Source organism: Streptomyces hydrogenans, from assembly GCF_014656075.1.
Lineage (GTDB): Bacteria > Actinomycetota > Actinomycetes > Streptomycetales > Streptomycetaceae > Streptomyces > Streptomyces hydrogenans.
Genome location: NZ_BNBS01000015.1, coordinates 64,422 through 87,000 on the forward strand (window position 1 = coordinate 64,422; position 22,579 = coordinate 87,000).

The 22,579-nt window shown below is 75.3% G+C and carries 18 protein-coding genes; 7 read left to right on the top strand and 11 right to left on the bottom strand.

Features of this window, described 5'->3' with window-relative positions:
* Window positions 1-17 precede the first annotated feature (17 nt).
* The 3 genes from IE321_RS09460 to IE321_RS09470 all read right to left on the bottom strand — a co-directional run bounded on the left by IE321_RS09460 (window position 18) and on the right by IE321_RS09470 (window position 2,114).
* Window positions 18-476, bottom strand: coding sequence for an SRPBCC family protein (locus IE321_RS09460; RefSeq protein WP_043229950.1), 459 nt, complete (start codon window positions 474-476; stop codon window positions 18-20).
* An 89-nt stretch (window positions 477-565) separates the two neighbouring features.
* Complete coding sequence (locus IE321_RS09465) at window positions 566-1,486, bottom strand: ADP-ribosylglycohydrolase family protein (protein WP_190222468.1); 921 nt, start codon at window positions 1,484-1,486, stop codon at window positions 566-568.
* A 28-nt stretch (window positions 1,487-1,514) separates the two neighbouring features.
* Window positions 1,515-2,114, bottom strand: a complete 600-nt coding sequence (locus tag IE321_RS09470) for a TetR/AcrR family transcriptional regulator (protein ID WP_226652956.1) — start codon at window positions 2,112-2,114, stop codon at window positions 1,515-1,517.
* Window positions 2,115-2,237: 123 nt separating this feature from the next.
* Between IE321_RS09470 and IE321_RS09475 the strand changes: the two genes are divergently transcribed.
* Window positions 2,238-3,251 carry a zinc-binding dehydrogenase gene (locus IE321_RS09475; RefSeq protein ID WP_190222489.1) on the top strand — a complete coding sequence of 338 codons (1,014 nt, stop codon included), beginning with the start codon at window positions 2,238-2,240 and terminating at the stop codon, window positions 3,249-3,251.
* A 123-nt stretch (window positions 3,252-3,374) separates the two neighbouring features.
* Here IE321_RS09475 and IE321_RS09480 read toward each other — a convergent pair whose 3' ends face one another.
* From IE321_RS09480 to IE321_RS09490, 3 genes are all read right to left on the bottom strand, one after another.
* The gene (locus IE321_RS09480) at window positions 3,375-5,717 is read right to left on the bottom strand and encodes an FtsX-like permease family protein (protein WP_190222469.1); all 2,343 of its coding nucleotides are present in this window, start codon (window positions 5,715-5,717) and stop codon (window positions 3,375-3,377) included.
* Between the two features lie 81 nt (window positions 5,718-5,798).
* Window positions 5,799-6,572: an ABC transporter ATP-binding protein gene (locus IE321_RS09485; protein ID WP_190222470.1), complete on the bottom strand. Its 774-nt coding sequence runs from the start codon at window positions 6,570-6,572 to the stop codon at window positions 5,799-5,801.
* Window positions 6,569-7,075, bottom strand: a complete 507-nt coding sequence (locus IE321_RS09490) for a PadR family transcriptional regulator (RefSeq protein WP_031003756.1) — start codon at window positions 7,073-7,075, stop codon at window positions 6,569-6,571. The genes IE321_RS09485 and IE321_RS09490 overlap by 4 nt, the downstream gene beginning before the upstream one ends.
* Before the next feature lie 165 nt (window positions 7,076-7,240).
* Here IE321_RS09490 and IE321_RS09495 point away from each other — a divergent pair, with 165 nt between their 5' ends.
* The 4 genes from IE321_RS09495 (at window position 7,241) to IE321_RS09510 (ending at window position 12,174) form a co-directional block, all read left to right on the top strand.
* Window positions 7,241-8,530 (top strand): ABC transporter substrate-binding protein, encoded by a 1,290-nt coding sequence (locus IE321_RS09495; RefSeq protein WP_190222471.1) that lies wholly within the window; start codon window positions 7,241-7,243, stop codon window positions 8,528-8,530.
* A gap of 132 nt (window positions 8,531-8,662) precedes the next feature.
* Complete coding sequence (locus IE321_RS09500) at window positions 8,663-9,988, top strand: ABC transporter substrate-binding protein (RefSeq protein ID WP_190222472.1); 1,326 nt, start codon at window positions 8,663-8,665, stop codon at window positions 9,986-9,988.
* Window positions 9,989-10,000: 12 nt separating this feature from the next.
* The gene (locus IE321_RS09505) at window positions 10,001-11,329 is read left to right on the top strand and encodes a carbohydrate ABC transporter permease (protein ID WP_190222473.1); all 1,329 of its coding nucleotides are present in this window, start codon (window positions 10,001-10,003) and stop codon (window positions 11,327-11,329) included.
* Entirely contained in the window at window positions 11,326-12,174 is an 849-nt protein-coding gene (locus IE321_RS09510) for a carbohydrate ABC transporter permease (protein WP_190222474.1), read from the top strand. Before IE321_RS09505 ends, IE321_RS09510 begins: the two co-directional genes overlap by 4 nt.
* 54 nt (window positions 12,175-12,228) lie before the next feature.
* Here IE321_RS09510 and IE321_RS09515 read toward each other — a convergent pair whose 3' ends face one another.
* Window positions 12,229-13,749 (bottom strand): chitinase, encoded by a 1,521-nt coding sequence (locus IE321_RS09515; protein WP_190222475.1) that lies wholly within the window; start codon window positions 13,747-13,749, stop codon window positions 12,229-12,231.
* Window positions 13,750-14,096: 347 nt separating this feature from the next.
* Between IE321_RS09515 and IE321_RS09520 the strand changes: the two genes are divergently transcribed.
* The gene (locus IE321_RS09520) at window positions 14,097-14,633 is read left to right on the top strand and encodes an NUDIX hydrolase family protein (RefSeq protein WP_107063366.1); all 537 of its coding nucleotides are present in this window, start codon (window positions 14,097-14,099) and stop codon (window positions 14,631-14,633) included.
* 79 nt (window positions 14,634-14,712) lie between these two features.
* On the opposite strand, the gene IE321_RS09525 is transcribed toward IE321_RS09520, so the two are convergent.
* Window positions 14,713-15,486: a D-Ala-D-Ala carboxypeptidase family metallohydrolase gene (locus tag IE321_RS09525; RefSeq protein ID WP_051842685.1), complete on the bottom strand. Its 774-nt coding sequence runs from the start codon at window positions 15,484-15,486 to the stop codon at window positions 14,713-14,715.
* A gap of 392 nt (window positions 15,487-15,878) precedes the next feature.
* Between IE321_RS09525 and IE321_RS09530 the strand changes: the two genes are divergently transcribed.
* On the top strand, window positions 15,879-17,834 hold the full coding sequence (locus IE321_RS09530; RefSeq protein ID WP_190222476.1) for a SpoIIE family protein phosphatase: 1,956 nt from the start codon (window positions 15,879-15,881) through the stop codon (window positions 17,832-17,834).
* 21 nt (window positions 17,835-17,855) lie between these two features.
* On the opposite strand, the gene IE321_RS09535 is transcribed toward IE321_RS09530, so the two are convergent.
* The 3 genes from IE321_RS09535 to IE321_RS09545 form a co-directional block, all read right to left on the bottom strand.
* Window positions 17,856-19,481, bottom strand: a complete 1,626-nt coding sequence (locus IE321_RS09535) for an SDR family oxidoreductase (RefSeq protein WP_190222477.1) — start codon at window positions 19,479-19,481, stop codon at window positions 17,856-17,858.
* 97 nt (window positions 19,482-19,578) lie between these two features.
* Complete coding sequence (locus tag IE321_RS09540; RefSeq protein ID WP_190222478.1) at window positions 19,579-21,663, bottom strand: MMPL family transporter; 2,085 nt, start codon at window positions 21,661-21,663, stop codon at window positions 19,579-19,581.
* Window positions 21,664-21,829: 166 nt separating this feature from the next.
* Window positions 21,830-22,297: a MarR family winged helix-turn-helix transcriptional regulator gene (locus IE321_RS09545; RefSeq protein ID WP_226652958.1), complete on the bottom strand. Its 468-nt coding sequence runs from the start codon at window positions 22,295-22,297 to the stop codon at window positions 21,830-21,832.
* Window positions 22,298-22,579 lie beyond the last annotated feature (282 nt).

Below are 22,579 nucleotides of genomic sequence, written 5' to 3' on the forward strand. Positions count from 1 at the left end.
GTCAGGGCCGGCGTGGGTCAGGGCGCCGGGATCGCCGCCTCGACCGCCGCCTTGATGCGCCGTCCGAAGTCGGGGGCGTCCTTGCGGGCCGCGGCGAGGGCGAGGCCGACGAGGAGCTTGCCGATGCCGTGGCCCTCCAGGACGTTGTGGATGCGGACCCGGGTGCCGCCGCTCGGCAGCGGCTCCAGGTCGTAGCCGCCCCGGCTCGCGGTGACGAGGTTCTTGGACTCCTCGGCCCAGCGGAGGGTCCGGGGCGGTTCGAGGGCGGTGACGCGGAAGACGCGCGCGGTCTTCATCCCGGCGTCCTTGACGGTGCTGCGGAAGACGGTGCCGACGGCGGTGGGGCCCTCGGGGATCCGGTCGATCCGGAGCACCCGGGGGCTGAACTGGGGGTCGTTCCGCCCGTCGGCGAGGTAGGCGAACACCTCGTCGACGGGCCGGTCGACGTCGACCGTGGCCTCGAACTGGCCGGACATGGCAGCGCCTCCTGACGCGCGGGGAACCGGACGGACGGGCTCATCGTCACAGGTCGGCGCGGTTCGGGGCGGTCGACGCTCCGGGCGGCTCAGCCCGCGGCGTCCGGTCGGAGCGGCGGGAGGGGCTCGCGGGCCGCGTGCCAGGAGGCCGGGAGGGCGGTGACGCCCGTGCGGGCGGCGATCACCCCGCCGACGATGGCGCAGGTGGTGTCGATGTCGCCGCGTCCGGCGACGGTGGTCCACAGGCCCTCGTGCGGGTCGTCGAGGTGTCCGGCCGCGCACCACAGGGCGAAGGGGACGGTGTCGGGTCCGGACATGCGGTAGCCGGAGCCGAGGACCTCGGCGGCGTGCCGGACCGAGGTGCGGCCGGGCATGCGGGCGGCGGTCCGCAGGCCCGAGCGGACGTCGCCGTCGGGGAGGCGGTCGGCGAGGGCCCGGAGGAAGCCGGGGCGGTCGGGGGCGGGGGCGCCCCGGCCGCGGACCGCCAGGGCGGCGGCGACGGCGACGGCCGCCGCCCCGGTGACGGCCTCGGGGTGGTGGTGGGAGACGACGGCCTGCCGGGCGGCGAGCTCCGCCGCGGTGTCGAGGTCGTGGGCGTGCCAGGCGCCGAGCGGGGCGACGCGCATGGCCGCGCCGTTGCCCCAGGAGCCCTGGCCGCCGAACTGTCCGGAGACGACGTCCCGCCAGGGCTCGCCGGCGCCGATCCGGCGCAGGACGTCGTGCATGGAGGCGCCGTAGCCGCGGTGGGTGTCGTCGGCGTAGGCGGCGGCGAGGGCGCGGGCGAGGCGGTCCTGGTCGACGGCGCCGGCGTTCCGGGCGAGTTCGCGGACGAGGACGAGGGCCTGGGCGGTGTCGTCCGTCCAGTGCCAGGTCTCCTCGGCCGGCGGGGTCCGCGCCGCCAGGGGCGCCTCGCCGTCGCGGCGGAGGATGCCGAACCAGCGGTCGCCGAAGGCGTCCCCGAAGGCCAGCCCGTGCAGGGAGTCCCGTACGGCGGTCGGTATCGCGGTCATCGCCGGAGTATCGCAGCGTGACGGCGGGTCAGGCACCCGGTTTCACGGCGCGCGCGCCGTCGAGGACCAGGTCGACCAGACGGGTGGCGAAGACCTCGTCGAGGGGGGCGCCGCTGATCAGGGCGCGGGTGAAGAGGGGGCCGCTGACGGCCTCGATGACGAGGGCGGGGTCGGTGCCGGGAGGGAGTTCGCCGCGGTCGACGGCGCGGCGGACCATGACGGCGCCGCGGTCGAGCCGGTCGGTCCAGTAGGCGAGGCGGTGGTCCGGCAGGCCGGAGTCGCGTTCGGCGCTGAGGCGGAGCAGGGCCTCGCCCTGGGGGGTGGCGAGGAGGGAGGCGAGGGTGCCGAAGTAGCCGACGAGGTCGGACCGGAGGTCCCCGGTGTCCGGGAGGGGCACGGCCGTGTCGAGCTGTTCGGCGAGGGCCTCCAGGATCAGCTTCTCGCGGGTGCCCCAGCGGCGGTAGACGGAGGTCTCGTGGACGCCGGCGGCCCGGGCGACGGCGCCGACGGTGGTGCCGGCGAGCCCGTGCTCGGTGAGGACGTCGACGGTGGCGGCGAGGACGGCGCTGCGCATCCGCGCGCCGCGGCGCCGCAGGGGCGGGACGGACGGGTCGTCGGTGGGGGCCATGCCGGGATCCTAACGCAAGGTGACTTGCTTTACGCGGGGCGCGGACGTACGTTTCATCGCAAGGCGACTTGCGTTATGAGGGTTCCGGTCCCCGGGTCGCCGTCGTGTCGAGGAGGTCACGTGATGGAGCAGATGCTCGCCGCCCGGCTGCACGTCCCCAGCCGCACCCTGCGGATCGAGGAGGTGGCGAAGCCCGAGCCGGGGCCCGGCCAGGTGCTGGTGAAGGTGGAGGCCGCCGGCGTCTGCCTGTCGGACGTCCACCTGATCGACGGCACCCTCACCCCGCTGCTGCTGCCCGGCGACACCGTCACCCTCGGGCACGAGGTCTCCGGCACGATCGCGGAGACCGGGCCCGGCGTCACCCGCTGGACCCCGGGGCAGCGGGTCGTGCTGTACGCGGGCGAGGTCCGCGACGGCGTCACCCACACCCGGGGCGTCGACTACGACGGCGGCTGGGCCGAGTACGCGCTCTCCGCCGAGGACGCCCTCGTCGAACTGCCGGACACGATCCCCTTCGACCAGGGCGCGATCATCCCGGACGCGGTCTCCACCCCGTGGGGCGCGATCACGGCCACGGGCGCCGTCCGGCCGGCCGAGGCGGTCGGCGTCTGGGGCGCGGGCGGGCTCGGCGTGCACGCCGTACAGCTGCTGCGGGCCGTCGGGGCGTGCCCGATCGTCGCGGTCGACCCGAACCCCACCGCCCGTGAACGCGCCCTCGCCCGGGGCGCGGACCTGGCGCTCGACCCGGCCGACCCGGCGCTGCGCGAGCGGATCGGCGCGGCGACGGGCGGGGCCGGTCTCGCGGCGGCCTTCGACTTCGCCGGTGTCCCGGCCGTCCGGGCGCAGGCGCTGTCGGTCCTTGCCCCGAAGGGCAGGCTGGTCCTGGTGGGCCTGACCGACCAGCCCCTGACGGTCGCCGACGGCACCCGCTTCAGCTACCTCCAGCAGCAGATCCTTGGCCACTACGGCTCCGACATGCCGGTGGCGCTGCCCCAGCTGCTCGCGCTGGTGCGGGGCGGGCGGCTCGACTTCTCCGGTTCGATCAGCGGCGAACTCCCGCTCGCCCGGGCCGCCGAGGCGGTGGAGCGGCTGGAGAGCAAGGCCGGCGACCCGATCCGGCTGATCCTGCGCCCCTGACCGGTGCCCTGATCCGATCCGCCGAACCCGCGCCCCCTCGACCGGGCGCCCCCGATCCGGGCCCGTGCCGTCCCACCCCTGCGGCGCGGGCCCGTCCGCGTCCGCACGGCCGGACGGGACGCCTCAGAACGTCTCGCCGGGCGAGTCGGCGAGGCGGTGGCGGGCGGTGCGGACGGCGGGGGCCAGTGCGGCGAGGGCGCCGGTCGCGGTGGCGGCGAGCACCAGGGCGCCGAGGAACAGGGGGTCGGGGAGGCGGGCGACGCCCGCGCCGAGGCCGGTCGCGGCGGCCTCGGCGTCGACGAGACGGTGGCCGAGCGCCGCTCCGAGGGTCGTGCCCAGGACGGCGGCGGCCAGGGCGGTGAGGGCGGCGGCGGTGACGACGACGGCGCCGATCTGCCGGGGGGTCAGCCCGATGGCCCTCAGGGCGAGCAGGTCGCGCGCCCGGTCGCGCACCCCCGTGCCGATCAGGGTGAGCAGTTCGACGAGCGCGATGAGGGCGAGGGCGGCGGCGAGGGCGGCGGGGACGCCGCGCGGGGCGTCCTCGCCGCCCGCGGGGTCGGCCGTGGCACGGACCTCGGCGTCCCCGCCGGTCGCGGCGGCGACGGCGGCGGCGGTCCGCCGGGGGTCGGCTCCGGGGCGCAGGACGAGGGCGTGGAAGGCGGGGCGGAGGTCGGGGGCGCCGTCGCGGAGGGTGTCGAGGGTGGTGGAGACGACCCGGCCGCCGTGGTCGGGTTCGATGCTGCGGCCGACGAGGTGGAGGATCTGCGGGCGGCCGCCGACGGTCATCCGCACCCACTCCCCCACCCGGACGCCGAGGAGGTCCAGGAGGCCCTGCCCCGCGACGGCCTCGTCGGGTCCGGTGGGGGCGCGTCCCTCGGCGATCGCGTGGGGGTAGGGGTCGTCGGCGGTGCCGAGGCCGCGCAGGGTGATGGTGGCCGTCTGGCCGGGGACGAGGGCGGGGAACTCGGCGCCGGGGACGGCGTCGGCGACCCCGGGGACGGCTTCGAGGGCGGCGGCCGCCGCGGCCGCGGGGCGCGGTTCCGCGGTGCGGACGGTCAGGGCGGCGGCACGGCCCACGCGCGCCGGGTCGGTACGGAACTGGCCCAGGGTCGACCAGGCGACGAGGGCCACGGTCATCAGGGCGATCGGGAGTGCGAGCCGGGCCGTGGCACCGAGGACGCGGGCGCGGCCGGGCGCCGTGAAGGCGGAGCGCCAGCCGAGGACGAGGACCGGGGAGAGGCGCCTCGCGAGGGCGCGGCGGCCGAGCGGGGAGAGCCGGTCGAGGAGGGGATGGGCCTGGCGGGCGGCGGGGACCGGGGGGACGCGGCTGGCCCGCCAGGCGGCGAGCGCGGCGACGGCGGCGAGGAGGAGGACGGCGGCGACGGGCACGCCGGTCACGGCCAAGCGGTGACCGGGCAGCCGGGGCCAGAGGGCGACGGCGGCGCCGACGCGGCCGGGGATCCACCGGCCGCAGGCGAGGGTGGCGGCGGTGCCGAGTGCAGCGCCGGCGACGGCGAAGCCGAGGTGCTGGAGGAGGAAGCCGCGGATCACCTGGCCGGGGGTGAAGCCGACGGCCTTGAGGACGGCGATGTCGCCGGCCTGTCCCCGGATGCGGGCGCGGACCGCGCCGGCGACGGCGACGGCCGCGGCGAGGAGGGCGGCGAGGCCGAAGGCGGCGAAGATCTGGCCGAGGAGCCGGTCGTCGCCGCCGAGGTCTGCCTTGGCCCGCTGCCAGGTGGTGACCTGGTCGATCCGCTCGGCGCCCAGGAGGGTGACGGCGCGCTGGACGGCGTAGTCGGTGTCGTCGGCGTCCTTCAGGCGCAGTCCGACGCTCTGTCCGGTGGCGGCGGGGGCGAGGCGGTCCAGGGTCTCGGGGAGGAGCCAGCCGACGCCGTCGCCCTGGCCGGCGCGGTAGCGGGGCTCGGCGGTCTCGGCGACGCCGACGACGTGGAGGGTGCGGGTGGTGGGGCCGCGGCGGCCGGTGAGGGTCACGGTGACGGTCTCGCCGGGTTCGGCCCACAGGGTGCGGGCGAGCGTGCGTTCCAGCACGACCTGGTCCCGGGGGCCGTCGGTGGTGAGCCAGCGGCCCTCGGTGAGGAGGGGGCGGGCGGTGTCGGGCGGCCGGGCCCCGGTGGCGCGCAGGGCGACGCCGGCGCGGGTGCCGCCGGTCTCCAGGGTGGCGGCGGCCGTCCGGAAGGGGCCGGAGACGGCGGCGACCTCGTCGAGGGCGGCGAGCGGGGCGACGGCGGCCGCGTCGAAGCCCTCGCGTCCCTCGCGGCCGTGCAGCCAGACGTGACTGCCCTGGGACTGCTGGAAGACGCGCTGCCAGGGGCTGACCGCGTAGCCGAGCAGGGCGGCGGCGAGGAGGAGGGAGGCGATGACGCCGGCGCTGGCGAGCACGGCGAAGAGGGCCTCGCCCCGGTGGGTGCGGAGGTCGGAGTGGACCCACCGCCAGGTCGCCCGCATGCCGTCCGCCCTCCGTCTGCTCGGCCGCTCGGGACCGGCCCGTCCCGGTCCTCCGCGCTGGTCGGTGCTGGTCGGTTCCGGTCAGTCCTTCAGGTCGAGCACGCCGGTCACCCCCGGGCGGGCGGGGGCCGGTTCGCCGAGGGTGGCGTCGTCGGCGATCCGGCCGTCGAAGAAGCTGATGACGCGGTCGGCGGCGCTCGCCATCCGGGCGTCGTGGGTGACCATCAGGATGGTCTGGCCGCGGGCGTGGAAGCGGGCGAGGAGGCGCAGGACGTCTCGGGTGCCCTTGCTGTCGAGGCTGCCGGCGGGTTCGTCGGCGAGGAGGAGCGCGGGCCGGTTGACGAGGGCGCGGGCGAGGGCGACGCGCTGCTGCTCGCCACCGGAGAGGGCGCCGGGGAGGGCGTTCTCCCGTCCCTGGAGGCCGAGTTCGGCGAGGAGTTCGGCGCGGCTCGCGCGGGCGGCGCGGGGGGTGGCGCCGGCGAGGAGGGCGGGGAGCTCGACGTTGTCGGCGACGGTGAGGTGGGAGACGAGGTTGAAGAACTGGAAGACGATGCCGACGCTGCGGCGGCGCAGGACCGCCCAGCGGGCCTCGCCGTGGCCGTCGACGCGTTCGCCGCCGATCCAGAGGCGGCCGGCGTCGGGGCGCTCCAGGCCGCCGACCAGGTGGAGGAGGGTGGACTTGCCCGCTCCGGAGGGGCCGGTGATCGCGACGAACTCGCCCTCGCGGACGGTGAGGTCGACGTCCCGGACGGCGTGGACGGGGGCGCGGTCGCCGCGGTGGGTCTTGGCCAGGCCCTCGGCGTGCACGATCGCGCCCGGCGGGGGCGGGTTCCCCGGGGTGCCCGGCTCGGTCATTCGAGCTCCTCCTGACAGCGCTCCAGCCAGTCGAGGTCGGCCTGGAGGTGCAGCATGGCGCCCTCGATGAGGAGTTGCGCGATCTTGTTGTCGCGGTCCTCGCCCGCGGCGAGCCGGGAGAGGCTGCGCATGGTGTTGAGGTGCTGCCGCCGCTGCCGGTTGATCAGGGCGATCGGGTCGGCGAGTCCGGAGAGGGGGGCGAGGGCGAGCTTCATGAAGAACCCGTCGCGCACCCTGGGTTCGTCGGTGGTGTCCTCGAACCACGCGGCGACGGCCTCCCGTCCGGCGTCCGTCAGGCGGTAGATCCGCTTGTTGGGGCGGCCCGTCTGTTCGACGTCCTCGCCCTCGATGAGTCCGCTCTTCTCCAGTCGCCCGAGGGTCACGTAGACCTGGCCGACGTTGGGCTGAGGGTAGGCGGAGCCGAGGAGTTGTTCAAGGCCCTGCTTGAGCTCGTAGCCGTGGGCGGGGCCCCGGGTGAGGAGTGCCAGCAGCTGCTGCCGCACGCGCTCCCCCTTCTGTGTCGTGCGCCGTTCCCGGCCGGTGGTGGCGGCCCGGGGGCCGGTGGACCGGCGGTCGCCGGGTCCGCCGGACCAGTATCACCGATGCGGCTCGCGCCGGGTCCTGCCACGATGGACCGTCGCGCGGGACACCGCGTCCGGGAGGTGCGCATGGGATGGGTACGGTCCGTGGCGAGGGGCGCGCTGGTCGTGGCGGTCCTGCTGGCGGGGTGCGCCGGGAGCGTGCCGCCGGGCGGGGCGGCGGCCGGGGGCCGGGGAGCGCTGACGTTCGTGACGGCGGGGGACCTCACGGACTATCTGGCGCCGCTGGTGGAGGAGTGGAACGCCGCGCGGCCGGCGGAGCGGGTGTCGCTGGTCGAGCTGCCGGACGCGGCGGACGAGACGCGGGCGCAGATGCTGAGCGAACTGCGGTCCGGGAGCCGCCGGTTCGACGTGCTGAACATCGACGTGGCGTGGACGTCGGAGTTCGCGGCGGCGGGGCTGATCGCGCCGCTGGAGCGGGGGCGGTTCGATCTGGACGCCTTCCTGGCGCCGGTGGTGGACACGGCGACGTTCCGGGGGCGGTTGTACGCGGTGCCGTACGTGACCAACGCGGGGTTGCTGTACTACCGGAAGGACGTGCTGGACGCGGCGGGCGAGCGGCCGCCGCGGACCTGGGCCGAGCTGGCCCGGCTGGCCAGGACGCTGGCGCCGCGGCACGGACTCGGCGGTTACGCGGGCCAGTTCCTGCCGTACGAGGGGCTGACGGTGAACGTCACGGAGGCGATCCGGTCGGCGGGCGGGGCGGTGCCGCGCGAGGAGGGCGCGCGGGCGGGTGACGCGGAGGCGGCGCGGGAGGCGCTGTCGTTCCTGGCGGGCGGGGTGCGGGAGGGCTGGATCCCGGCGGAGGCGCTGCGGTTCAAGGAGGAGGAGTCGAAGCGGGCCTTCGAGGCGGGCCGGCTGCTCTTCCTGCGGAACTGGCCGTACGTGTACGCGGACGCGGCGCGGCCCGGCTCGAAGGTGGCGGGGCGGTTCGGGGCGGTGCCGCTGCCGGGTCCCGACGGGCCGGGCAGGAGCGTGCTCGGCGGCTCCAACCTGGCGGTGTCGGCCCGGTCCCGGCATCCGGCGACGGCCGCCGACTTCCTCGCGTACCTGACGAGCGAGCCGGTGCAGCGGAGGGTGCTGACGCGGGGTTCGCTGCCGCCGGTGCGGGCTTCGCTGTACGCGGATCCGGAGCTGGTGGCGGCCCATCCGTACCTTCCGATCCTGCGGGAGAGCGTGCTGGCGGCGGTGCCCCGGCCGAAGAGCGCGCGGTACGACCAGGTGAGCCTGGCGGTGCAGGCGGTGGCGCAGGACGTGCTGGCGCTGCGGACGTCGCCGGAGGAGGGGGTCCGGCGGCTGACGCGCGAGCTGGCGGCGATCCCGTCCCTTCCTTCCCGGAATTCTCTGCCTACCCGTTAGGTAACGCACCCCTCGGTCCTTCCTGACGCATGCCCAAATCCAGTTCGTGACAAGCCTGTTGGGTCCGCACCGTTGACATGCTTTCGCCTTCGCTACTTAACATGAATGCATCGAAGCGAAGGAAGGACGACCATGCGACGACCCTCCCTCACGACCCTCCGCGCCACCGGCGCGCTCACCGCGGCACTCGCCCTCGCGCTCACCGCCTGTGGCGGCGACGCGGATCCGAAGTCCGGCGGCGAACTCGCCGGCACGACCGTCACGGTCGCCGGCGTGTGGACCGGCGGCGAGCAGAAGAACTTCAAGAAGGTCCTCGACGCGTTCAGCGCGAAGACCGGCGCCAAGACCGTCTTCGTGCCCTCCGGCGACAACGTCTCCACCTTCGTGGGCAGCAAGATCGAGGGCGGCAACGCCCCCGAGGTCGTGCTCGTCCCGCAGGTCGGCGTCCTCCGGCAGTTCGCCGAGGCCGGCTGGCTCACGCCCCTCTCCGAGAAGACCGCCACGACCGCCGCAGGGAACCTGGCGCCGGTCTGGAAGGAGTACGGCACGGTCGACGGCGCCTACTACGGCCTGTACTTCAAGGCCGCGCACAAGTCGACGGTCTGGTACGCCCCCGACGCGCTGGAACAGGCCGGCGTCGCCGAGCCGAAGAGCTGGGACGAACTCCTCGCGTCGGGCCGCACCCTCGCCGACTCCGGCAGGCCCGCGTTCGCCGTGGCCGGCGAGGACGGCTGGACGCTCACCGACTGGTTCGAGAACGTCTACCTGTCGCAGGCCGGGCCGGAGAAGTACGACCTGCTCGCCCGCCACGAGCTGAAGTGGACCGACCCCAGCGTCGTCACCGCGCTCACCACCCTGGCGGAGGTGTTCGAGGACGAGCGGCTGGTCGCGGGCGGCGCCGCCGAGGCGCTGCGGACCGACTTCCCCGGCTCCGTGGAGAAGGTCTTCGGGCCCGAGCCCAAGGCGGCCCTCGTCTACGAGGGCGACTTCGTCGGCGGCGTCGCCCGGGACGAGTTCGGCAGGAAGCCGGGCGAGGACGCGAAGTTCTTCCCCTTCCCCCCGGTCGGCTCCGGGAAGGCGCCCGTGGTCAGCGGCGGCGACGCCGCCGTCGTCCTCAAGGACGCGAAGAACGCGGACGCCGGGATGCGGCTCCTGGAGTTCCTCGCCACCCCCGAGGCCGCCGAGGTGTGGGCCGGCGCCGGCGGCTTCCTCTCCCCCAACAAGGACGTGAAGCCGGAGGCGTACGCGGACGACACCGCCCGCGCGACGGCCGCCTCGCTCGTCGCCGCGGGCGACACCGTCCGCTTCGACATGTCCGACCAGGCACCCGCCGCGTTCGGCGGCACCAAGGGCGCCGGCGAGTGGAAGCTGCTCCAGGACTTCCTCCGCGACCCCTCGGACCCGAAGCGGACCGCGGCCGCCCTGGAGGCCGCGGCGGCCAAGGCGTACGGGAACTGAGGCCGGCCCGCCATGGACCGCAAGCCGACAGCGCGCGCCGCGGCGGACCCGCGGCGCCGCGCCCTGCGCAGGAGGCGGCTCCTCGGCGCCGCCTTCGCCCTGCCCGCCCTGCTGCTCCTCGGGGCGCTCGTCGCCTATCCGGTGGTCTTCTCCGTCGGCCGCAGCCTGTTCGACGCGAGCGGCGACCGGTTCGTCGGCGCGGACAACTACGTGGAGATGGTGCGGGACCCGGCCACGCTGAAGGCGCTGCGCAACAGCGCGCTCTGGGTGGTGGTCGCCCCCGCCCTGCTCACCGGGCTCGGCCTGCTCCTGGCCGTGCTCACGGAGCGGGTCCGCTGGGCGACGGCGTTCAAGCTGGTGCTCTTCCTGCCGATGGCCGTGTCGTTCCTCGCCGCGGGCATCGTCTTCCGGCTGGCGTACGAGCAGGATCCCGACCGGGGCGTCCTCAACGCGGTGGTGGTGGGCGTCCACGACGCCTTCGCCGAACCCTCGCCGTACCCGACCGCCCGCGCCCGGGACGGCCGGGGACTCGCGGGCGGCCCGGCCGACGGGTACACCAGCGGCGAGCTGCGGCCGGGCTCCGTCGCGGTGCTGCCCTTCGTGGGCGTCGCCCCCGGGGCCGTGCCGGCGGGCGCGGAGGCCGCGCGGGCCCCCGCGCCCGCGCCGGACGGCCTGGCCGGGACCGTGTACCTGGACTTCACGCCCGGCACCGGCGGCCGGCCCGGGGTCGTCGACGACCGCGAGAAGGGGCTGCCCGGGATGACCGTCGAGGCCGTCCGGGACGGGAGGGCCGTCGCCACCGCGCGGACGGCCGCCGACGGCAGCTTCCACTTCGACGGGCTCGGCGACGGGACGTACCGACTGCGGGTCCCGGCCGCCAACTTCGCCGCCGGGTACGGCGGGGTCGACTGGCTCGGTCCCGCCCTGGTCACCCCGGCGATCATCGGCGCCTACCTCTGGGTGTGGACCGGCTTCTCCATGGTGCTGATCGGGGCGGGGCTCGCCGCGCTGCCCCGCGACGTCCTGGAGGCGGCCCGGGTGGACGGCGCGAACGAGCGGCAGATCTTCCGCCGGATCACCGTGCCGCTGCTCGCCCCCGTCCTCACGGTCGTGTTCGTGACGCTGGTCATCAACGTGATGAAGGTCTTCGACCTCGTGTACGTCATCGCCCCGGGCCCGGTGCAGGAGGAGGCGAACGTCCTGGCCACCCGGATGTGGCTGGTCTCCTTCGGCGGCGGCAACGACCAGGGCCTCGGCAGCGCGCTGAGCGTGCTGCTGCTCCTGCTCGTCGTCCCGGCGATGGTCTTCAACATCCGGCGCTTCCGGAAGGGCGGCTCATGAGGAGGCCCACGCACGTCACCCGGTGGCTGGGGAGCACGGCGGTCCAGTGCCTGCTCGTCCTGGTCGCCCTCGTCTGGATCACCCCGCTGGCCGGGCTCCTGCTCTCCTCGCTGCGCTCGGAGCGGGACAACGCCTCGGAGGGCTGGTGGACGGCGTTCACCGACCCGGCGCAGCTGTCCTTCGAGAACTACCGCTCCCTGCTGGAGGACGCGGGGCTGGTCCAGGCGTTCTGGAACACCGTCCTCATCTCGGTGCCGACCACGCTGCTCGTGGTCGGGGTGGCGGCGCTCGCCGGATACGCCTTCGCCTGGATGGAGTTCCCCGGCAGGGACGCGCTCTTCCTCGTGGTGGTCGGCCTGTTGGTGGTGCCGGTCCAGATCGGCCTGCTGCCGGTGGCCAAACTCTTCGGCGCGGTGGGCCTGTTCGGGACGGTGGCCGGGGTCGTCCTCTTCCACGTGGCGTACGGTCTGCCGTTCGGCGTCTTCCTGCTGCGGAACTTCTTCGCGGAGATCCCCCGGGAGATGCTGGAGGCGGCCCGGCTCGACGGCGGCGGCGAGTGGCGGATCTTCCGGCGGCTGGTGCTGCCGCTGGGGCGGCCGGCGCTCGCGAGCCTGGCGATCTTCCAGTTCCTGTGGGTCTGGAACGACATGCTGGTGGCCCTGCTCTTCGCGGACGGCGAGTCCCAGCCGCTGACGGTGGCCCTCCAGTCGCAGATGCGGCAGTTCGGCAGCAACATCGGGGTCCTCGCGCCGGGCGCCTTCCTCTCCCTGGCCGTGCCGCTGGTGGTGTTCTTCGCCTTCCAGAAGCACTTCGTGCAGGGGGTGATGGCCGGCTCGGTGAAGTAGGACGCGGGTCGCCCCCGCCCGTGGGGAGGGGCGGGGGCGACGGGTGGGGGGGCGTCAGCAGGCGCCGAGGTCCTGCCAGACGCCCCACTGGCCGGTGGTGCCGGGCTCCTCGCCCAGCGTCCACCACTTGGCCTTCCAGGTGTGGCCCTGGTGGGAGACCTGCTGGCCGCCGGTGTAGGTGGTGGCCTTGGCCCACGGGGCGGCGGTGCACTGGGTGGTGCCGCCGGTGACGGTCAGGTCGTAGGTGGCGGTGTGCGCGGCGGCGGGACCGGCCGCGGTGACGGTGATCCGGTACGTCCCCGAGACGGCCGACGCGCCGGTGGCGAGCGTCAGGGTGGAGGAGCCGCCGGCGGTGACGGAGGCGGGGGCGAAGCTCGCGGTGACGCCGGCCGGGAGGCCGGAGGCGGTGAGGTTCAGGGACTGGGCGGAACCGGCGGTGACCGCTGTGCTGACGGTGGTGGTGGCGGAGGCGCCGGCCGTCACGGTGCCGCTCGTGGGGCCGGTGGTGACGGAGAAGTCGTCGGTGGGGGTGGTGGTGCCGCCGGTGAACGGGGCGAAGACGTGGCTGAAGTCCCAGGTGTTCTGGGCGATGCCGGAGCAGTGGTCGGCGGCGGCGCCGCCGGGGCAGGCGCCGTTGTCGCGCTGGAGCGCCCAGAAGGAGAGGGTGTTGATGCCCTTGCCGACGGCCCAGTCGTACACGGTGCGGGCGTTGGCGAGGGTGAAGGTCTCGGCGGGGCCGAAGTCGTCGACGCCGATCATCTCGGTGATGCCGATCATGCCCCAGAGCTGGGTGGCGGTCTTGGCGGGGTAGAGCTTGGCGAGCTGGTTGTAGAGGCCCTGGGCCGCGGTCTGGGTGTCCTTGGCCATGTCGTGGACGGCGTTGTCGTAGTAGTCGAAGGTCATCAGGTTGACGACGTCGACGCGGGCGCCGTTGGCGACGGCGTTCTTCAGGACGGCGAGGCCGCTCGACGCGAGGCCGCCGGTGGTGGTCGGCAGGGTGTAGGAGATCTCCAGGGTGCGGCCGGAGGCGGCGGCGCGGTCCTGGAGGACCTTGATGGCCTTGTTGCGGCGGTCGATGCCGGCGCTGTTGTCGAGGGAGTCGACCTCGATGTCCATGTCGAGCCGGGTGACGTCGTAGGTCGTGAGGACCTTCTCGTACGCGTCGGCGATCTGGTTGACGTCGGTGCAGCTGTCGGCGATCTCGGTGCCGGTCGTGTCGGCGGTGTAGCCGCCGAAGGACGGGATCACGTCGCCGCCGCGGGCCTGCATGGTCTTGATGTCGGCGCCGAAGGTGGCGGCGGCGATCGGCATGCTCGTGTCGCCGTTCCAGTAGGGCGTGCAGGAGCCCTTGGTGGCGGTCTGGAGGAACGCCATGGTGAGGTGCTTGGCGCCGGACTGGGCGGAGAGCGCGGCGGGGCTCTCGCCGGTCCACGCCTCGAAGTACGGGGCGAACACGCGGTTCGGCAGCGGCGTCGCGGCCTGGGCGGTGCCGCCGCCGAGCGCGGTCAGACCGGCGGCGGCCACGACCGTGGTGACGGCGGCCAGAAGGGCCCGCAGGGGGCGCGTGCTTCTCATATCGGTCATTCCCATGGGGTGTGAGGGGTGGTCGGGAGGCCCCCGCCGGGTGGGAGTCCGACGGGGTGCCGGGTACTGGGATAGGGCGCGGCGCGGAAGCGGGTCAACAGCCCGGACGGAGGCTGGACTAGACCTGTCGGGCGCCCCGTCGCGCGTTTCCCCTGCCCACCCGGAACAGGCTTGGACTAGACCAATTCCCGTGATTTTCCCTCCCCTTGACCAAGGGTCGGCACGGGCCGGGCGCCCCGGAGCCCGGCTCGGCGGCGGTCGCCGGCGGCCGGAGGTCACCCGGACGGCGGATGCCGGAACCGTGGCCGCGCGGCCGTGACGGAAAGTATGATCAGGCGATGTCTGACATGACTGAGACCACGCCCGGCTGGATGAGCTCGGACGAGCTGGAGACGGCCCGCGGCCGGATGCCGATCCTGTACGTCGACGCGGTTCCCGTACGGGTGGACGACAGCGGTGAGGTCACGAGCATCGGACTGCTGCTCCGCATCGGCGCCGACGGAACGATCAACCGCACCCTGGTGTCGGGCCGCGTGATGCACCACGAGCGCGTCCGGGACGCCCTGCTGCGGCACCTGGAGAAGGACCTCGGTCCGGTCGCCCTGCCGCGCGTGCCCGCCTCCCTCCAGCCCTTCACGGTCGCCGAGTACTTCCCGACCGCCGGCATCACGCCGTTCCACGACCCCCGCCAGCACGCCGTCTCGCTCGCCTACATCGTCCCGGTCAGCGGGGACTGCCGCCCCCGCCAGGACGCGCTCGACCTGGTCTGGTTCACCCCCCACGAGGCGGCCTCCCTCACGGTCCAGAGCGAGATGCCCGGGGGCCACGGCGTCCTCCTCAAGCAGGCGCTGGCGCACGTGGGCGTCACCTACTGAACCGCTCCCCCGCCCCGACGACACCGGCCCGGTCGCGCGCGTGCGCGGCCGGGCCGGTGCGATGCTCGCCGCCCCGGGGTCAGATCCCGCAGGAGGAGGCCGACCAGTAACGGCTCGGCCGGTGGTCGACGTGGGCGTGGTCGGAGTGACCGGGGTAGCCCGGGCCGAGGATGCCGTTGAAGCCGTGGTTACGGGCCTGCTGGGCCAGGCGGCAGAGCGAGTGCGGACCGGCGCCGAGATCGGCGGCGTCGCCGTAGAGGTGACGGCTGTCGGAGGCGCCGCCGACCGCCGCGTTGCAGGAGCTGCTGCGGAAGCCGCTGGTCACCCGGATGGACTGGTCCCCCAGCGCGTGCCGCAGGGCCTCCAGCTTCCACATGGTGCGCAGGGCGTTGGACTTGGCGGTGGCGGCGCTGACCGCCCCGCCGGCCCAGGTGCTGTTGCAGTTGTTCAGCTCGGCGTAGGTGAAGTGGATCGGGGTGCAGTCGTCGTCCTGGAGGGCGTACAGCTTGCTGAAGGTCGCGGGCCCGGCGACGCCGTCGGCGGCGAGGCCGTAGGCGGACTGGAAGCGGGTCACCGCGGCGGCGGTGGCCGGGCCGTAGGAGCCGTCGACGGCCAGGACCCCGCCGTAGCCGGGGTAGCCGGCGACGCGGATCTGGAGCTGGGTGACGTCGGCTCCGGTCGCGCCCTGGGAGAGGGTGCGCGACCAGGTGTAGCAGCCGTCGGCGCGGGCGGGACCCGCCCCGGCGACGACACCGGCTAGGCCGGCGACCAGCAGCGCGAGGGCGAGCAGGAGCCGGGTCACGGGGGACGCGGCGGATCTGACGGAAACGGGAGCGCGGGTGTGCAGGAGCATGGGGCGGACCTCCACTCGATGGGCGCGCGAACCGGGGCGCGGCAGGGCACGGCAGGGCACGGCACGGCGGCTCGCCGTGTCATGCATCTGTCAGGGAGCCTGTCGGGAGGAAGCCTGGCCCTTCGGGTCGACGCGCGTCAACCACGCCGGAACACGCCCGGACGGCCGAGGGGCGACGGGCCGAGAACCCCGCGCGCCGTGATGATGAAGGGGTGAAGGGCGACGGGACCACCGGAGGGCCGACCGGGCCCGACCCCGCCGTGCGCGGACCCGACCGGGCGGCCGGTACGGAACCGGGCGGGCCCCGGGGTGATGCCGGAGTCGGGCCCGGCACCGGTCCGGCGCCCGACACCTCCGGGAGCGGGGTCGGGGGGCCGCCGGTGAATCCCCGGATGTTCGACGGGGCCGTGGCCGCCGTCGCCGTGCTGGCCGGCGCCGAGGGGCGGCTGCTCTACACCAATTCCGCGTTCACCCGGCTGTTCGGGCCCCGGCCGATCGGGCGGCCGGCGCGCGAGGCGTTCCCGGACTCGGACGCGCACCGCTTCCTCGCGGTGGTCGACTCCGTACGGGTCACGGGCCGGGCCCGGCAGGTCGTCGGCGAGCGGCGGACCGACACCGGGGCACCCGGGCAGGCCCGGCACTTCGTCTACTCGTGCAGCCCGGTCACCACCGACCACGGCCCCGGGATCCTCGTCCTGGCCATGGACACCACGGCCGAGACCCTGACGCTCCAGCGCTACGAGGCGCTGGTCTCCGCCGTCTCCCAGATGGTGTGGGTGCTGGGCACCGACGGCTCCATGCACGAGATCGTCCCCGGCTGGGAACAGCTCACCGGGGAGCCCTGGCACCCGCGGGCCGACGCGGACTGGTACCGGCAGATCCACCCCCGCGACCGGGAGAAGCTGAGCGCGGCCTGGCAGCGGGCGGCGGGAGGCGACCGGCCCCGGGTCTTCGAGGCGACCTTCCGGGTGCGGGCGGCGGACGGCTCGTACCGGCACCTGACCACCCGGTCGGTGCCGGTCCTGCGGGACGGCAGCCTCGTCGAGTGGGTGTCGGCCACCGCCGACGTCGAGGACGCCTGGGGCACCCAGCTGCGCGAGCGGCTCCTGGGCCAGGTCGCGGCGGTGTCGGGCGTGAGCCTGCACGAGGCGTTCGCCGAGGTGGTGAAGGTGGTGGTGCCGGAGCTGACCGACGCCTGCCTGATCATGCTGCTCTCGCACGAGGAATGGCCGCTGCCGGACCACGCCGAGGTGACGGCCCGCCGGATCGCCTCGGCGACCCGGCCCGGCCTGCCCGCCCCGCCCGCGCTGCGCGGCCAGCGGGTGGCGGTGCCCCCGGCGGTGCGGGCGGTCCTGGACCGCCGGGAACCGGTCACCTTCCGGCTGGAGCCCGGCGCGCCGATGCCCTCGGGGCTCATCCCGACCGTCAGCGAGCGCTGGCTGCACGCCTCGGGGGCCACCAGCCTCACCCTGATCCCGCTCATCGTCGGCGACCTGGTGCTCGGCTACGCCGCCACCAGCAGCAACGGCGACACGCCCATCCCCGGACCGGCCGAGACGGAACTCCTGCGGGAGGTGCTGCACCACGCCCAGCACCCGATCCGGAAGGTCGTGGAGCTCCAGCAGGCGCGGCGCACCGCCCTCGGCCTCCAGCGGGCACACCTGACCCGGCCGCCGTCGGTGCGGGGCGGGACGCTGGCCGCGCGCTACCAGCCGGCCAGTCCCAGCGGGGAGATCGGCGGGGACTGGTACGACGCCTTCACCCACCCGGACGGCACGCTGGTCCTCGGCATCGGGGACGTGGCCGGCCACGACCTGACGGCGGCGACGGCCATGGGCCAGATGCGCAGCATGCTGCGGGCCCTGGCCTACGCGGGAGGCCCCGGCGCCCGGCCGGACGCGGTCCTGGCCCGGCTCGACCACGTCTCCGCGGGCCTGGGCACGGCCCCGCTGGCCACCGCCCTGCACGTAGTCCTGCGCCACCGCCCGGACGGCACGTGGCTGATGACCTGGTCCAGCGCGGGCCACCCGCCCCCGCTGGTCGTCCCGGACCGGGGCGACGCCGCCTACCTCCCCGGCGCGGCGGACCCGCCGCTCTGCGTCGCCTCGGACCTCCTGCGGACCACCCACACCCACGTCCTGGGCCCCGGCGACACCCTGCTCCTGTACACGGACGGCCTGATCGAGACCCCGTCCGCCCCCATCGACGAGGGCCAGCGCCGGCTGGCCGCCGAGGCGACCCTCTGCCGCCGCCAGGCCCTCCCCGACCTCCTGAGGATCCTCCAGGGCCTCTCCGACCACCGCGACGACACGGCGCTGCTCGCGTTCCGGGTGGACGAGGAGAGCTGACCGCCGACGGGGGCGCGGCGGTCAGCGGGGAGCGGTGGGGGCGCGCTCGTCCGTGCGTCCGGCGCGGCGCTCCGCGGCGCGCTCGGCGGCGCGGGCGATGTTGTCCGCCATGCTGCCGAAGACCGCCGTGTGGAAGGGGGAGATGGCCCGCCAGTAGAGGTGTCCGGCCAGACCGTGGGGGTGGAAGAGGGCCCGCTGCTGGTAGCGGGCCCGCCCGCCGGGCGCGGGGGTGACGCGCAGTTCGAGCCAGGCGAGGCCGGGGAGGCGCATCTCGGCGCGCAGCCGGAGCAGACGGCCCGGCTCGAACTCCTCGACGCGCCAGAAGTCGAGGGCGTCGCCGATCCGCAGCCGGTGGGCGTCGCGGCGGCCGCGGCGCAGCCCGACGCCGCCCGAGAGCCGGTCGAGACGCCCCCGGACGGACCAGGCGAGCGGGAAGGAGTACCAGCCGTGCTCGCCGCCGATGCCCTCGACGACGCGCCAGAGGTCGGCGGGGTCGGCGTTCACGTCGCGCTCGCGCTCGTCGGTGTAGAGGCTGCCGCCGGCCCAGTCGGGGTCGGTGGGCAGCGGGTCGCTGGGCGCGCCGGGGGGCGCCGCGGAGGACCAGCGGGTCGTCACGTCGGCCTCCTGGACCCGTTTCAGGGCCAGGGCGAGGGCGTCGTCGAAGGACACGGGGCCGCCGGGCGGGTCGGGGACGTACCGCTCGATGTCGTGGTCGGCGCGGACCACCTCGTGGCGGAGCGATTCGGCGAGGGGGCGGGCGAGCGCGGCCGGGACGGGGGTGACGAGCCCGATCCAGAGGCTGGACAGGCGCGGGGTGAGGACCGGGACGGGGAGGATGAGGCGGCGCGGGAGACCGGCGACGGCCGCGTACCGCTGCATCATCTCGCGGTACGTGAGGATGTCGGGGCCGCCGATGTCGAAGGCGCGGCTGACGTCGCCGGGCATGCGGGCGCTGCCGACGAGGACGCGCAGGACGTCACGGACGGCGATGGGCTGGACGCGGGTGCCGACCCAGCTGGGGGTCACCATCACCGGGAGGCGCTCGGTGAGGTACCGGAGCATCTCGAAGGACGCGGAGCCGGAGCCGATGACGACGGCGGCCCGCAGCACGGTGGTCGGCACGCCGGACTCCAGGAGGATGCGGCCGACCTCGGTGCGGGAGCGCAGGTGCGGGGAGAGCTGGTCCTCGGGCACGCCGCGGGGGGTGAGGCCGCCGAGGTACACGATCCGGCGCACCCCCGCGGCCCGGGCCTCGGCGGCGAAGGTGCGGGCGGCGCGCCGGTCGGTGGTCTCGAAGTCGGCGGTCGAGGTCATGGAGTGCACGAGGTAGTAGGCGACGTCGACGTCCCGCAGGGCCGCCCGCAGGCTCTCCGCGTCGGTGACGTCGCCGCGGACGATCTCCGTCCGCCCCGCCCAGGGGAAGTCCCGCAGGTGGGAGGGGGTGCGGGCGAGGCAGCGGACCCGGTATCCGTGGTCGAGCAGCTCCGGGACGAGCCGCCCGCCGATGTAGCCGCCGGCCCCGGTGACCAGACAGCGGGCTCCGGGCGGCGGCGGGTCGCCGGACTCGGGACCGGGCCGGGCATCGGGTGCGGACCGGGCCCCGGGCCGGGACGGGGACCGGGGCTCGGGCGTGGAGGGTGTGGCCATGGCTGTTCCGTTCCGTGGGGCGGTGCGAGCGGGGAGACTCGCCCTCGTCTCCTCCCTACCTTCTCCACCTTCCCGCTCACCCGCCCCTTCGGATGCGTCAAGGACGGTGACGCAGGCTTCCCGGCCACCAGACGCGGGCGCCCAGGTCCCGGACGAGGGCGGGCACCAGGAGGGAGCGGACCACCAGGGTGTCGAGGAGGACGCCGAAGGCGACGATGAAGGCGATCTGGACGAGGAAGGCGAGCGGGATGACGCCGAGGGCCGCGAAGGTGGCGGCGAGGACGACGCCGGCGGAGGTGATGACGCCGCCCGTCGCGACGAGCCCGCGGCGGATGCCTTCGCGCGTGCCGTGCAGGACGGTCTCCTCGCGGACCCGGGACATCAGGAAGATGTTGTAGTCGACGCCGAGGGCAACCAGGAAGACGAAGCCGTACAGGGGTACGGCGGCGTCGGTGCCGGTGAAGCCGAAGACGTGCTCGAAGACGAGCGCGGCGACGCCGAGCGTGGCGGCGAAGTTCAGGGCGACCGTGGCCACCAGGAGCAGCGGCAGCAGCAGCGAGCGGAGCAGCCCGACCAGGATCAGCAGGATGATCGCGAGGACCACCGGCACGATGAGGGCGCGGTCGCGCTCGGCGGTCAGCCGGGTGTCGTACTGCTGGGCGGTGGTGCCGCCGACGAGGGCGTCCGCCCCGGGCACGGCGTGCAGGGCGGTACGCAGCCGGGCGACGGTCTCCTTGGCCGCGTCGCTGTCGGCGGGGTCGTCCAGGGTGACGTCGACGCGGGCGCGCCCGTCGGCGACGAGCGGGGTGGTGGGGCCGGGGGGCGGGGTGGTGGCGACGGCGGCGGAGGCGACCCCGTCCACCTCCTCTGCGGCGGCCCGGACCCGCTCGGCGGAGTCCGCGTCGGCGATGACGACGGCGGGGTTGCCCGCGCCGCCGGGGAAGTGCGCGGTGAGCCGCTCCTGGGCGGCGACGGAGGGCGCGTCCTTGACGAAGATCTCGTCGAAGGGGACGCCCTTGGAGTCGAGCGTGAGGGAGAAGGCGGCGCAGGCGAGGAGCGCGGCGAGGCAGCCGGCCCAGAGGCGGCGCGGGGAGCGGTCGACGAAGTCCGCGATCCGGCGCCAGACCGGGTGGGCCTCGTCGGCCTTGGGCCGGGCCGGCCAGTAGGCGGCGCGGCCGAGGAGGACGAGGGCGGCGGGCAGGAAGGTGAGGGCGCTCAGGACGGCGCAGGCGATGCCGATGGCGCCGACGGGGCCGAGCGCCCGGTTGTTGGTGAGGTCGCTGAGGAGGAGGGCGAGCAGACCGAGGCCGACGGTGGCGGCGCTGGCGGTGACGGGTCCGGCGGACTGCCGGAGCGCGGCGCGCATGGCGGCCGTGCGGTCGGCTCCGCCGCGGGCGCCTAGCTCCTCGCGGTAGCGGGCGGCGAGCAGCAGGGCGTAGTCGGTGGCGGCGCCGATGACGAGGATGGAGAGGATGCCCTGCACCTGGCCGTCGACGCGGACGACGCCGTGGTCGGCGAGGACGTACACGACGGCGCAGGCCAGGCCGAGCGCGAAGACGGCGCCGATGATGATCACCAGCGGCAGCAGGACGCTGCGGTAGACCAGCAGCAGGATGACGAGGACCGTCACCAGGGCCACGGCGAGGAGGATGCCGTCGATCCCGGCGAAGGCGTCGGAGAGGTCCGCCTGGCTGGCGGCGGGTCCGGCGAGCCAGGTGTCGGTGCCGGCGACGGAGCCCGCCGCGGTGTCGATCCGGTCGAGCGCGGCGGGCAGTTCGTCGCCCAGGCCGGGACGGAGCGGCACCACGGCGCGCAGGGCCTCGCCGTCCTCGGAGGCCACGGCGGGCGAGGGAGCCCCCACCACGCCGGGTGCGCCCGCCAGAGCGGCCAGCGCCCGGTTCGCCTCCGACACGGTGCCGGGGGCGAGCGGTCCGCCGTCGGCGGAGGTCCAGACGACGATCGCGGGCAGGGTCTCCTCCTGGCGGAAGGACTCCTGGGCCTCCAGGACCCGGGTGGACTCCGCGCTGCGGGGCAGGAAGGCGGCCTGGTCGTTGGTGGCGACCTCGCCGAGGCGGCCCGCGAAGGGGCCGAGGGCGCCGCCGATGGCGAGCCAGACGACGAGGAGCAGCAGGGACAGCAGGGGCAGCGGTCGGCGCGGCTTGCGCGGGGCTGCGGCGGGCATGAGGGCTCCGGGGGGTGCGGGGGCTCGTTCCACGGTTCGTCCCTCGATATCTCGATCGAAAACAATCTCAATGATTGAGAGACTTCGGGGCACATTGAAGCACGCCGAGAACACGCGCGGGCCACGGGCCCGGACACGGGAAGCGGAAGGGGGTACGGGGGCGCTCTCAGCGCCGGGGCGCGCGCTGTCCCGCCAGCTCGTCGTTGAGGGCGTCCAGGAAGCGCAGCACCGTGGCGAGCTCGGTCTCGTCGAACCGCTCGCGGGCCCTCTCGGTCGCCTCGGCCAGCGGCCGGAAGTGGTCCCGGGCGACGGCCATGGCGCCGTCGGCGTACTCGACGTGCACGACCCGCCGGTCGGCGCTCTCCCGGGTCCGGCGGATGTGCCCCGCCTTCTCCAGCCGGTCGAGACAGGCGGTGACCGCGCCCGAGGTCAGCCCCAGGTGGCTGCGGAGCAGGCCGGGGGTGACGGGGCCCTCGTGGTCGAGGACGAACGACAGGGCGTGCACGTCGGTGGGATGCAGGCGCTGGTCGGAGGCGAAGTCGTGGGCGACCCGGTTGACCTCGCCGAGGGTGCGGCGCAGCGCGACGGCGAACCGGTGGAGCCCCACGTCCGCGCCGCCCTCCGCCGTGGACACCGCACCGCTCCTACCGCTCCGACCGTCCCGCACTTCGCGCTTCCCCTGTCCGCTGGCCACGTGACCAGCGTATACAGCGCGGGCGGCGGGCACAGCTGTCCGGCGGACGGGAACGGCGGCACGGGGGACGGGGAGTACGGGCGGGCCGGGGACGTACGAACGGGCGTCGGGGCACGGGAGGAGGCCGGGGGTGGCCGGGGGTGGCCGGGAGTGGCCGGGAGTGGCCAGGAGTGGCCAGGAGTGGCCAGGAGTGGCCAGGAGTGGCCAGGAGTGGCCAGGAGT